Here is an 11873-nt window from a genome sequence, read left to right on the forward strand (position 1 = left end):
ATAAAGAGAGGAAAGAAAACATGAAAAAAGGCTTAATTTGCATTCTTTCTCTGATGATGGTTCTCGGCTTAGGCGCTTGCTCGTCCAACGGCAGCAAGACGACGGAACCGGAGAACGGCGGCTCGGACAAGGCCGCTTTAGTCACAGAGATCACCAGCCCGATCAGCATTGAATTCTGGCATAACTGCACCAACATCCAAGAGGAAATCGTCAACCAGCGGGTTGAGGAATTCAACAGCACGATCGGTAAGGAAAAAGGCATCACCGTCACCGCGATCAACCAGGGCTCCAGCGCGGAAGTCAACAACAAGGTTGTCGGCGCGGTCAAGGCAAAGAACGCTCCGGCGGTGGTTCTGTCTCAGCAGACCTATGTGGAAGATCTGCTGGCCTCCGAAGCGGTGGTCGATCTGACGCCGTATATCAACGATGCGGCGGTCGGCATGACGGACTACGACGATATCTATGAATCGTTCAGAACATTCGGCGCCAATTATTCCGTCGAAGGAACGTATTCGCTGCCGTTTACGATGTATACGGAAGTGCTGTACTACAATCAGAAATTCTTTGAAACCAACGGATTAACCGTGCCGACAACCTGGGAGGAGCTGGCTGAAACTTCTGCGAAGATCCAGGCGATCACAGGCAAGCCGGCATTTGGCACCGACTATCCGGCGGATATGTTCATCACGCTGACCAAACAGTTCGGCGGCGATTACACCAACGTCAAGGGCGAACTGTTATTCAACAGCGAGGCAGCCATCAAGGCGCTGACCTACATGCAGGAAAATATCCAGAACGGCAATTTCCGGTTAGCGGGCGAAGACATGTTCTTCTCCGGTCCGTTTGCCAACGGAATCGTTCCGATGTATATCGGCAGAACCGTGGAAAGCCAGTACATTTCCAGCAAGATCGCGGATCCGGAACAGGTTGTCTGGGCTTCCGCAGCAATTCCGCAGGCTGACGCTGCCAACAAGCAGGTCATTTCCAACGGTTACGTTTTAGCGGCGCTGAACCAATCCGGCAATGCGGAACAGAGCTATGCGGCTTATGAATTCATCAAATTCATGTCAAGCAAGGAATCCAACCTGCCGATGACGCTGAATACGGGCTATCTGCCGATCCGCCAGAGTGTGGTTGACGATGCAGAATACAAAGCATTCGTGGAAGCGGGCACCAACGACACGAAGATCTCCGGTCCGGCTCAGTCCGACGCTTACTTCTTCCTGCCGGCGTTCTCGACGGACGACTACACATCCAGCGCAGTTTATGAAGCGGTGAAGACGATGATGGATGAAGTCCTGGTCAATTTCAAAGATCCGGCAGCGGCCATCGAAGCTTGCCTGAACAGCCTGAAATAACCAATGACAGGGAAGGGGAGTGCTGGTTTGACTTCGCTTCCCTTTCTTTTTATGAAAGGAGGCGCAACGCCATGGATTTAAAAGGTTTGAAAACAAAACACGGATATCAGGCCGAGGAATTGATCTCCGCCCTGCAGAAGCTGATCCGCCGCGCAGAAACGGAACAGGCCGCGACGGTAGCGATGGAATGCTGCATGAGCAGCGAAGCGTTGGAAGACTTTGTCTGGAAACGCTTAAAAGCGATCTGCGTAGAGGATATCGGCATGGGTCAGCCGCAGGCGGCGCCGGTGATCGACAGTCTCGATCATTTCCGCAAGGATTTCGACTATGGTGAATCCGATCGCTGGATGTTCACGGTGCATGCGGTTCGTTATCTTTGTCTGTGCGATAAAAACCGTGATTCCTGCAATCTGAAAAGCCTGATCAAGCGGAAGCTGGAAAGCGATCCGAAGGGGATTGAGCTGCCAGACTTCGTGTATGACATGCACACGGAAAAAGGCCGTGCGATGGGACGAGGCTATCTGCATTTCCTGGATGAAGCCAGTCAGGTAATCCCTGAGGTGCAGGTGGAGGAAAACACCTGGAAGCAACAGCTGCGGGCGCTGATGGCAGAGAATCAGGAGGGACATCATGAATAAAAAGACACTTGTCATTTCGATTGACGCGTTGATCAGCGATGATATCCCGCTGTTGGAAACGCTGCCGAATTTAGGACCCATTGTAAAAGGCGCAGCGCAGGTGCGCGATATCGAGTGCATCTATCCGACGCTGACCTATCCGTGTCATGTTTCGATCATGACGGGCTGTTATCCGGATAAGCACGGCATCGTTCATAATGAGCGGCTGCAGGTCAATGTGCCGAAGCCGCAGTGGAACTGGTGGTACAAGGATATCCGTGTCAAGACGATGCTGGACTACGCGAAAGCGGCAGGACTGAGCACTGCCACGGTGACCTGGCCGGTCATGGCCGGTTACGCCGCCGATTATAACATTGCGGAAATCTGGGCGCCGACGATTCACGACGACCCGACAGACATCTGCACTCAGGCTAACAGTCCGGCAGTCGCAGAAATTTTTGAACGCAACAAAGGCCGTTTAAAATGGATGCTGACGCCGGAATTCGATAACTATGCCGAACATTGCGGTGCGGAAATTATCGAAACATTCCAGCCGGATCTGATGTTTATCCATTTCTCCTATGTCGATCATCAGCGGCATCAAAACGGCGTAAAAGGTGAAAAAGTCAATGAAGCGCTGAGGTTTGTGGACGATAAGATCGGCACGTTGATCGCTGCGCTCAACCGTCAGAATTTATTGGACAAGACCAACATCGTCATCCTGGGCGATCATGGTCAGATCAATGTATCCCATTTGTTCAATCTGAACAAGTTGTTTTATGATCGGGGATTGATCGACGTCGATGAACAGGGGAAGATTACAGGCTGGCGGATGTACGCTCAATCCTGCGCTTTTTCTGCGCATATTCATTTAGGCCCGGCGATGGATCGGAATGAAGCGGCGGCAATTCTGAAAGAAATTCAACAAACCTATCCGCAGGAAATTGAAAAAGTCTGGACGGCTGAGGAAGCCCTGACTCAGTGGCACATGAAGGGAGATTTCGAGTTCGTGGTGGAAGCGGCGACCTCCGTTTCCTTTGGCAAGAACCTGACGGGCGATCTGATCGAGTCCGTTGATAATTCCGACTATAAATTCTCAGTTGCCACGCATGGACATCTGCCGACGAAAGGCGATCAGCCGCCGTTTATTCTAAGCGGTCCGGATATTAAGATGGGCGTCCAGATTCAAGGGGCGAAGCTTGTGGACGAAGCGCCGACAATTATGAAGATTTATGGTATTGTCATGGAAGATATTGACGGTCATCCGCTCGATGTTGTGCGTTAGCCTTTCAGCTTTCATCGAAGATCAGGGTCAATAACTCAGAGAGTAACGAATAGAATATAAAAAAGCAATGAGCGGACAGAGCTTGTTTCTAGTGAAAGAAACACTGCCAAGTCCGTCGTTCATTGCTTTTTTTAACCCTTGGATATCTTGTTTTTAAAACTCAAATAAGTTGGCTTCATTATTGAGTTATAGACTAGTCTATGCTGGACTTAAATTGCCCGAGGAAAGGATGTGAAGAGATGGGGAAGTCCAAGGGCAAGAGAAAAAGAAGCACGCCCAATAATCAAGACCAAATCAGTCTGATTATTGAAATCGTTAAACTAATAACGGCAATTATCAGTTTAATCGGTGTGCTTCTTCCTTTTCTTAAAGAGATCGACTTATTTTGAGCCTTTCTTTTTCCCATCTCTATTATATGCAAAAAGGAGGCAGAAAACAATGGAAAAAAAGACTTTTAATCAAGCGGCTTATGTTAATGAATATAAGAAAAAGTTCTATAAACAGTATGCGTTTCGTTTCAGTCTGAAAAAAGATCAAGCGATTATCAATCACTTGGAAAAGCAAACAGATAAAACAAATTATATTAAATCACTCATTCAACGTGATATCGAAAAATCAGAAAAGGAAAGTTCATTATAGATTAAATATTTTTCGCTGGATAGACTAGTTTTCTCTCAATCTCTACGATTGAGGCAAACGTTTGTTCTGAGGGCATGCTATAATAACGCTGTGAATTAAAGGGAGAGTTGGATATGGAAAAAGAAATTCTACTGGTTAACGATTTGTGCGGCGTTGGGAAAGTCGCCTTGTCCGTTATGATTCCGCTGTTGTCAGCACAGGGACATATCGTGCATAATCTGCCGACCGCGCTGGTGTCCAATACGCTGGATTACGGTGTTTTTGATATTCAGGATACGACGAAATTCATGGAGAATACGCTGAATGCCTGGGATCAGCTGAACTTTCAGTTCGATTGTATCTGCACGGGATTTCTCGTTTCAGAAAAACAGGTAGAATTATTAAAACGATTGTTTGCCCGTCATCCGGAGGCTCTGAAAATTGTCGATCCGATTCTGGGTGATGAAGGGCATTTGTATCCGGGCGTAGATCCTTCCGCTGTCGAACTGCGCAGAGAATTAGCCGCTTCGGCGCAGGTGATCGTTCCTAATTTAACGGAAGCGGCACTGTTATGCTCGCATCCTGACTGGGGGATCAGCGTTACCCGGAAACAGAAGGATCAGCTGCTGGACGAATTGACAGCGTTAGGCTGCAGCTCGGTCGTGATCACCAGCGTCGTTTTCGCGGAAGAGGGAGGTCATTATGTTTGCGGACGGGATGAACAGGGCGTCAGCTTCAATCTCCCGTTTGAAATGATTGACGTTCGGATTCCCGGTACCGGCGACGTGTTCTCCGCCGTTTTGGCAGGGGCATTGCTGCAACAGAAACCGCTGCCGGAAGCGTGTCAAAAAGCAATGGATGCCGTTGAAGCGTTAATTCGTCAAAATCAGTACAATTCCGATTTATATCGGGGCCTGCGGATAGAACAGGCCATCGCTGAAAACCGGGGGATTCTATGATGAATTCCCGGGCTAAGATCATCATCACGCTGATTGATCGGAAGGGACCCAACGGCTGTCACCGGGGACATCAGATCGGCGATAGTTATGACTTTGACACAGAACGCGGCCAGCTGTGTCCGATGGCGGCGCATGTCGCGTTTCCTTACATCGATATTCTTCGCTATGGCGGACAGATTCCCGGCAATCAGGAAAATTGCGCAGTGTTCTGCTGTCCGGATGTCGACACGATCAATGTTTACCGGATTGAAAAACTGGTGAGTCAGGATACAGAACGACTGAAGCTTACGCCATTGACTGTCAAAGATGCAGATACCGTCCTGACGATGGCCGGCAAGGAATCCGTTGCCCGCTATATGCGCTTTTCGACGTTGAAATCTCGTTCGGAGGCCGTAGACTTAATCCTGCAGCTGACCGCGGGAATTAACAATGCCTGGCTTGTGACCAGAAAATCGACGCAGGAACCGGTGGGTGTGCTGGCATTAAAGCAAACGGAGAAGCCTGAAATGCGGGATGTAACGTTGTTTCTGGATGAACCAGCCTGGGGCTGCGGATTGGGACAGGAATTGCTGAGCTGGGCAAAGGATTTTGCCAGTCAAACTTTGAATGTTTCTGTACTGCAAGCCTATGTTGCCATGGAAAACACGGCCTGTCAGCGCCTTTTAAGCCGTTTGAATTATAAATTGGAAAAACGCTTCGATTTTGAGGATCAAAGCGTTCTGGTTTATCACAGGATAATCAATTAAAGCTGCGTTCGTTTCGGAACCTGACCTAAACGGAAAGGGGTCTTCCGGCGGAAGAACAGAAGACTGCCGAAAAGAGCGGTGATGACTTCCAACAATGATTTCATAAGCGATGTTCCTCCTTTGTCTTTATTCTATGCTTATCCTGGCGGATCTACCATGGACAGGCGTGACAAAATCCTCACAGTTTTGTAAGGTTCGAGATTCCTTGATCCCGGGAAGCGGACGCCGGCGTGGAGAAGCTGGAAAAGCGGAGGAAGATTAAGACAATCGGGTTCTGCCGATTATGAGCTTAGATTAAAAACTCACTGTCACGAAAATGTAGCTTGTGAGGGAGGATGATCCAACATCCATCAGAATAAAAGGGAATGACGCTATTCACGCCAATAAAAAAGTGATTTCTGACATTGAGCCCAGAAGATCACTTTTTATTTTATCGTGATTGTCCTTTTGGCTTACTCACCTTGATGAATGAGCTCTAAAACCTTAGCGACTACGTTGTCAATGCTGATGTCTTCCGCTTTTTCCGCCTTGCGCAGCTTCATCTCAACAAGACCATCGCCGATTTTCTTACCGACGGTCAGCCGGATCGGTGTGCCGATCAGATCCATATCCTTGAACTTAACGCCCGGCCGTTCATCCCGGTCGTCCAGCATGACATCGACGCCAGCGGCCTGCAGCTGAGCATACAGCTGTTCCGCGGCAGCCATCTGCTGCTCATCCTTTTTGGCAATGACGACGATCGCTACCGGATACGGCGCGATATTGATCGGCCAGCATAAGCCATGCTCATCGCTGTGCTGTTCAGCCAGCGCGGCCATGCAGCGGCCGATGCCTATGCCATACGAACCCATCCAGACCGGATTCAGTTTGTTTTCCTGATCGAGATATTCCAGATCCATTGCCTGGGCATATTTCGTTCCCAATTTAAACGTATTCCCGATTTCAATGCCTTTTTTAAAGACGATCTTGCCGCCGCAGATCGGACAGGTATCGCCTTCCATGATCTGCCGGACATCCGCCGTGTAATCCGCTTTGAAATCTTCCTGATTGACATGGATATAGTGATATCCCGTCTTGTTGGCGCCGGTGATGAAATTCGCCATATGCGAAACTTCCAGATCCATGATTAACGGACAATGCAGACCAATCGGACCAGCGAAGCCGACTTTGGCGTCCGTCGCTTCGACGACCATCTCAGGTTCTGCCAGCGCGATTTCCAATCCACCGACAAGCTTGAGAACCTTCGTTTCATTGACTTCCCGATCGCCCCGGACCATCACCGCAAACGGTTTGCCGTCGATATTGTAAATCAATGTCTTGACAAACTGATTGGCCGCTTCATGCAAAAACTCGGTGACTTCCTCGATCGTGCGCGCATTCGGTGTTTCCACCAATTCCTTCGGCAGATGCGCTTCCGTGCTGTCAGCGCCCTCATCTTTGCACGGCGCAACTTCCAGGTTGGAAGCAAAGCTGCATTGGTCGCACAGAACTAAAACATCCTCGCCGATTTCCGTGACCGCCTGGAATTCCTCGGACAAGAGTCCGCCCATGACGCCGGTATCAGCGCGGACGATCTTGTAATCCATGTGCATCCGGTCAAACGCCCGCTTGTAAGCGTCGAACATCTTTTGATAGGCGACATCCATGCCCGCTTCATCCTTGTCAAAGGAATAAGCGTCCTTCATGATGAACTCACGGACGCGGATCAAACCATAGCGAGGCCGCGCTTCATCCCGGTACTTCGTCTGAAACTGATATAAATTGAACGGCATGTCCTTGTATGAGCGGATTTTCATACCCGCCGCAACAGCGAACAGTTCCTCGTGCGTCGGACCGAGAACATAGCTCTTGTTAAACCGGTCCTTCAGCGAGAACATGCTGGAACCGAAGTTATCCCGCCGGCCGGATGCGACGTAAACTTCTTCCGGGATCAACGCCGGCATCAACAATTCCTGGCTTCCCGCCTGATCCATTTCTTCACGGACAATGTTTTCAATTTTTTTCAGCACTTTATACCCAAGGGGAAGGTACATATAGACTCCTGCCGAGCTTTTTTTGATCATGCCCGCGCGAACCAGCAGATTACCGCTGACGGAATCTTCATCCTTTACGTTCTCACGCAGAGTCGTAAAGAAACTTTGACTTAATCTCATAACGCTTCTCTCCTATTCTTTGAAATTAACCTTTCTGATTATACCACAATCTGCCTGTTATACCAGAGTGAGGATGTCGAAATTTGCGCGGAAGGAAGGGCTTTTTATAAGCATAGTCTGTAAGGAAAGGAGAGTCAGCGATGAAACTAACACAATTGCCATCCGGCCTCAGTGCGGTCATCACGCGCATTGACCTGCCGCCGGCGCTGGCGGACCGGCTGGAAGCGCTGGGATTGCGGGTGGGCGAGGACATTGAATTTGTCCGCAGTGCGCCGCTGCAGGATCCGGCGGAATACAGCGTCGGGGGCAGCCTGATCGCGCTGCGCCGGCCAGATGCCGCGCGGATCCATGTCGCTTTGAAGAAAACCGAATGAAGACCGTAGCCTTTGTCGGCAATCCCAACGCCGGGAAAACTGCCTGGATCAATGCACTGTCGGATGCTGGGTTTGAAGTTGGCAACTGGCCGGGCGTTACGGTGGAGCGCAAGCAGGCACAGGTTGAATGGGATAAGGAAGCGATTACCCTGATCGATCTGCCGGGCATTTATGATTTACAGAAAACCAACAACGAGGAACAAATCACCCAGGACTTTCTAGAATCCCAGCCAATCGACTGTCTCATCAACGTCCTGGACGCGACGCATTTACAGCGGGCGCTGCGGCTGACGCTGAAATTAAGGACGCTGCAGATTCCGATGATTCTGATTTTTAACTTTTACGACGAGGTGCTGAAAAATGGAATTGAGATTGATGCGGCAAAGCTGAGCCGCCGTTTGGCCTGTCCGATTCTTTGCGCCAGCGCTTTTGACAAGCAAGCCGGCCGGCAGGTGAAGGACACCGTTCTGGCGATGCTGCATCAGCCCTTTGACGGCTACCGGCCGCTGCTGCCAAAACCGTTGGAACAGGCGTGGGTCGATGAAGTCAACGCGCTGCAGCTGGCAGAACCCTTTGCCTCGCCGCTGGCGCTGAAGAAACAAGCCTATCAAAAGCTCTGTGACCGCCAGCCGCAAGCGATGCATGAGGCGCTGTACCGAGCGGTCGACAGCTTGATGAGCCATGTTCGTCAGGATCCACAGCGGCGGCTGTTAAAAACCAAGCGGATCGACGCGGTGCTGCTGCACCGGATCTGGGGACTGCCGCTGCTTTTGGCGATGAGCTTTGGGATGCTGATGCTTATCTATAATGGCAGCGCGCCGTATGTGGCATGGCTGAATCAATTAACTCTCTGGATGCAGCACGGCTGCCGGCTCTTATTGGCCTCAATGCCGGCCTGGGTGCAATCGTTGGTCTGCGATGGGTTGTTGGCAGGGATCGGCAGTGTGCTCAGCTTTTTACCGTTAATGGCATTTTTGTATTTCTTCCTCGGCTTGCTGGAAGAAAGCGGCTATATGGCCCGGATCGCGTTTTTAATGGACCGGCTGATGCGGCCGTTTGGCTGCAGCGGCAAAGCGTTTGTTTCCTTGTTGTTAGGCTTGGGATGCAATGTTCCGGCCGTGATGGCGACGCGCGTGATTGAAGAGGAAAGCAGCCGCCGGCGGACAGCGCTGGTCGTTCCATTAATCAGCTGCGGCGCGCGCTTGCCGATTTATCTGTTGTTTTCGGCGGCGTTTTTTCCCGGACAGGGTGGGTTGGTCGTGTTTACGCTGTATGGATTAAGCCTGGTCAGCGCGTTGGTGTTATCGCTGGTGCTGTCGCTGCCGGAGCATCGCAAACAGCCGTGGATGGTGCTGGAGCTGCCGGTATATCGCCGCCCATCGCTGCCGGTGGTGTTCAACAAGGTCCGCCAGGAAGTCAAAAATTACACCCGTAAAGCGCTGACTGTCGTGATGCTGGCGATGACAGTGCTGTGGGGACTGACCTATTTTCCGACCGGGGAGATCGCCACGTCCTATGCCGCGCAGTTTGGCAAGGCGGCGTCCGTGATTTACGAACCGCTGGGTTTCGGCACGCAATGGCCATTGGTTGCCAGCCTGCCCGGATCCATCGCGGCCAAGGAAACAGTCGTCGGTTTTCTGGCTTCGGTGTTAAGCGAAACGACGGAAACGCCGCCGGACTTTGCTGAGGAATCCCGGAACCTGATTTCAGGTCTGGGCGAAGCGGTGAAAAACAGTGTCGTGCATCTGGCGGATTTCAGTCAGGAAGGGCAGGATGCCGGTTTGATCAGCGAACTGGGCGCGCTCTTTCCAGATCCGTTAGGCAAGCTGCGGGCCTATTGCTTCCTTGTCTACTGTCTGTTTTCGATTCCCTGCATCATGACGCTCAACGCCCTGCGGCAGGAATATGGAACGAAGCTGATGCTGAAATCCATCGCGATCATGCTGGCGCTGCCGTATGCGGTCAGTCTGCTTTTGTTCCAATTAGGACGCTTGCTGTTCTGGCTGTAATCGGTTGGATAGGAAAAAGAACAGAGTTGTCTTGTGAAGTGCAGAACTTTATGGAAAAGCGCTTTCATTTTCGCTATAATAAAGCTACAAGAGGAACCTGAAAAGGAAAGGAAACGAAGATGACAGAAAAAACATCGTTATACGACTTTCATCAAAGCCACCAGGGCAAGCTCGTTGAATTTGCCGACACCTGGCTGCCCGTCCAGTATCCAACCGGCATCCTGAAAGAACATCAGGCGGTCCGTGAACAAGCGGGACTGTTCGATGTGTCGCACATGGGCGAATTTCTCGTCGAAGGCCCGGAAGCGGCCGCTTTTCTCGATCATTTGCTGACCAACAAGATCGCCAATCTGAAACATGGACAGATGCGCTACAGCTGCCTGTGTTATGAAGACGGCGGCACGGTCGACGATCTGATTGTCTACCGGTTTGACGACGAGCATTTTTTATGTGTTGTCAATGCTTCCAACAAGCAGAAAGATTGGGAGTGGTTTAATCAGAACTGCCGTCTCGACGTCCGGCTGCGCAATGTTTCATCGCTCATTTCGCAAGTTGCGCTGCAGGGCCCCAAAGCAATTGAGATCCTGGGCAAGATTGCCGATCTGACTTCACTGCCGGCAAAATCGTATTGGTTTACCGATCAGATCGCGGTCGCTGGCAAGGCCTGTCTGGTTTCGCGCAACGGCTATACCGGCGAGGACGGCGTCGAAATTTACATGCGCAATGAAGACGCGATGGCGATCGTCGAGGCGATCATGACTGCCGGAACGCCGCTGGGATTGATCCCGTGCGGACTGGGCGCGCGCGACACGCTGCGCTTAGAAGCGGCGATGCCACTGTATGGGCATGAGCTGGACGCTGAGACCTCACCGTTAGAGGCGGGGCTGAACTTCGCGGGGAAGCTGGGTAAAGCTGATTTTTTCGGCAAGCAGGGGATTCAGGAAAAAGGTCTGACGAAGGTCCGGATCGGTCTGGAACTGCTCGACCGCGGCATTGCCCGCGAGCATTACGAGGTTCGCCAGGATGGAGCAGTCATCGGTCACATCACCAGCGGGACGATGGCGCCGACGCTGGGCAAAGCGATCGCGATGGCCTATGTCGACGTCGATCACGCTCAGGATGGCGCTGAGGTCGAGGTTGTTCATGGAAACCGAAGCATGAAGGCGCTGATCACGCCGATGCCGTTTTACAAACGGAAATAACGCGGATCAAAGGACGGAAAAGGGCGAAGGAAAACGTTCGTGAAGCGCAGAAACATGGCCTCAGCTTCCGCTTGAACGAGGAAACCTGCAGTCCTTGCCGGAATGGAAAAAACCGGCGGGACTGGGACAATAAAAATAAAATAAGAAATGAAGGAGGACACACAAAATGTCAGTCGTAAAAGAAGGTCTGCTTTACAGCAAGTCGCATGAATGGGTTGAAACGCTGCCAGACGGCACAGTGAAAATCGGGATTTCCGATTACGCGCAGGACAGTCTGGGCGATATCGTGTTTGTCGACATGCATCCCGCCGGCGAGGAAGTCGAAGCGGAAGGCGCGTTAGCCGACGTCGAATCCGTCAAAGCCGTCAGTGAAATTTATTCGCCGGTCGCCGGAATGATCAAAGAAACGAATGAGGAATTGATCGACGCTCCGGAAAAGCTGAACGAGGACTGTTACGGCAACTGGATCTGCGTGATGGAGAACGTCAGTGGATTAGACGATCTGTTAAGCCCGGAAGCCTACAGCGAATATCTGACGACGCTGGAGTAGCC

Annotated in this window: 11 protein-coding genes; 10 read left to right on the top strand and 1 reads right to left on the bottom strand. The window is 51.2% G+C overall.

The genetic code is table 11. The annotated features are described in order from the left end of the window. Positions 1-20: 20 nt before the first annotated feature. The 6 genes from BQ7364_RS09025 to BQ7364_RS17980 all read left to right on the top strand — a co-directional run bounded on the left by BQ7364_RS09025 (position 21) and on the right by BQ7364_RS17980 (position 5583). Positions 21-1358: an extracellular solute-binding protein gene (locus BQ7364_RS09025; protein WP_072684410.1), complete on the top strand. Its 1338-nt coding sequence runs from the start codon at positions 21-23 to the stop codon at positions 1356-1358. Between the two features lie 71 nt (positions 1359-1429). Next, a complete protein-coding gene (locus tag BQ7364_RS09030; protein ID WP_006059253.1) occupies positions 1430-1996 on the top strand; it encodes a hypothetical protein in 567 nt (188 codons plus the stop codon). Beyond that, positions 1989-3260 carry an alkaline phosphatase family protein gene (locus tag BQ7364_RS09035; protein WP_072684411.1) on the top strand — a complete coding sequence of 424 codons (1272 nt, stop codon included), beginning with the start codon at positions 1989-1991 and terminating at the stop codon, positions 3258-3260. The genes BQ7364_RS09030 and BQ7364_RS09035 overlap by 8 nt, the downstream gene beginning before the upstream one ends. A 438-nt stretch (positions 3261-3698) precedes the next feature. After that, entirely contained in the window at positions 3699-3899 is a 201-nt protein-coding gene (locus tag BQ7364_RS09045; RefSeq protein ID WP_072684413.1) for a hypothetical protein, read from the top strand. Positions 3900-4012: 113 nt separating this feature from the next. Continuing rightward, positions 4013-4837, top strand: a complete 825-nt coding sequence (locus BQ7364_RS09050; protein ID WP_072684414.1) for a PfkB family carbohydrate kinase — start codon at positions 4013-4015, stop codon at positions 4835-4837. Continuing rightward, the gene (locus BQ7364_RS17980; protein WP_159432783.1) at positions 4834-5583 is read left to right on the top strand and encodes a TIGR04076 family protein; all 750 of its coding nucleotides are present in this window, start codon (positions 4834-4836) and stop codon (positions 5581-5583) included. Before BQ7364_RS09050 ends, BQ7364_RS17980 begins: the two co-directional genes overlap by 4 nt. 452 nt (positions 5584-6035) lie before the next feature. Here BQ7364_RS17980 and BQ7364_RS09065 read toward each other — a convergent pair whose 3' ends face one another. After that, complete coding sequence (locus tag BQ7364_RS09065) at positions 6036-7736, bottom strand: proline--tRNA ligase (protein WP_072684415.1); 1701 nt, start codon at positions 7734-7736, stop codon at positions 6036-6038. A 140-nt stretch (positions 7737-7876) separates the two neighbouring features. On the opposite strand from BQ7364_RS09065, the gene BQ7364_RS09070 reads away from it, so the two are divergent. The 4 genes from BQ7364_RS09070 to gcvH all read left to right on the top strand — a co-directional run bounded on the left by BQ7364_RS09070 (position 7877) and on the right by gcvH (position 11871). Continuing rightward, positions 7877-8110, top strand: a complete 234-nt coding sequence (locus BQ7364_RS09070) for a FeoA family protein (RefSeq protein WP_072684416.1) — start codon at positions 7877-7879, stop codon at positions 8108-8110. Beyond that, positions 8107-10119, top strand: coding sequence for a ferrous iron transport protein B (gene feoB, locus BQ7364_RS09075; RefSeq protein ID WP_072684417.1), 2013 nt, complete (start codon positions 8107-8109; stop codon positions 10117-10119). The genes BQ7364_RS09070 and feoB overlap by 4 nt, the downstream gene beginning before the upstream one ends. 119 nt (positions 10120-10238) lie before the next feature. After that, a complete protein-coding gene (gene gcvT / locus BQ7364_RS09080) occupies positions 10239-11321 on the top strand; it encodes a glycine cleavage system aminomethyltransferase GcvT (RefSeq protein ID WP_072684418.1) in 1083 nt (360 codons plus the stop codon). 166 nt (positions 11322-11487) lie between these two features. Then, the gene (gene gcvH / locus BQ7364_RS09085) at positions 11488-11871 is read left to right on the top strand and encodes a glycine cleavage system protein GcvH (protein WP_072684419.1); all 384 of its coding nucleotides are present in this window, start codon (positions 11488-11490) and stop codon (positions 11869-11871) included. Positions 11872-11873 lie beyond the last annotated feature (2 nt).

The sequence above is a fragment of the Holdemania sp. Marseille-P2844 genome (genome assembly GCF_900120005.1).
In the GTDB taxonomy this organism is placed as follows: Bacteria; Bacillota_I; Bacilli_A; order Erysipelotrichales; family Erysipelotrichaceae; genus Holdemania.

Bases quoted from the DNA above. Each gene is read 5' to 3' on its own strand.
- BQ7364_RS09070 (WP_072684416.1), top strand. From the start codon at position 7,877: ATGAAACTAACACAATTGCCATCCGGCCTCAGTGCGGTCATCACGCGC.
- BQ7364_RS09035 (WP_072684411.1), top strand. From the start codon at position 1,989: ATGAATAAAAAGACACTTGTCATTTCGATTGACGCGTTGATCAGCGAT.
- BQ7364_RS09065 (WP_072684415.1), bottom strand. From the start codon at position 7,736: ATGAGATTAAGTCAAAGTTTCTTTACGACTCTGCGTGAGAACGTAAAG.
- gcvT (WP_072684418.1), top strand. From the start codon at position 10,239: ATGACAGAAAAAACATCGTTATACGACTTTCATCAAAGCCACCAGGGC.
- BQ7364_RS09025 (WP_072684410.1), top strand. From the start codon at position 21: ATGAAAAAAGGCTTAATTTGCATTCTTTCTCTGATGATGGTTCTCGGC.
- feoB (WP_072684417.1), top strand. From the start codon at position 8,107: ATGAAGACCGTAGCCTTTGTCGGCAATCCCAACGCCGGGAAAACTGCC.
- BQ7364_RS09030 (WP_006059253.1), top strand. From the start codon at position 1,430: ATGGATTTAAAAGGTTTGAAAACAAAACACGGATATCAGGCCGAGGAA.
- BQ7364_RS09050 (WP_072684414.1), top strand. From the start codon at position 4,013: ATGGAAAAAGAAATTCTACTGGTTAACGATTTGTGCGGCGTTGGGAAA.
- gcvH (WP_072684419.1), top strand. From the start codon at position 11,488: ATGTCAGTCGTAAAAGAAGGTCTGCTTTACAGCAAGTCGCATGAATGG.
- BQ7364_RS09045 (WP_072684413.1), top strand. From the start codon at position 3,699: ATGGAAAAAAAGACTTTTAATCAAGCGGCTTATGTTAATGAATATAAG.
- BQ7364_RS17980 (WP_159432783.1), top strand. From the start codon at position 4,834: ATGATGAATTCCCGGGCTAAGATCATCATCACGCTGATTGATCGGAAG.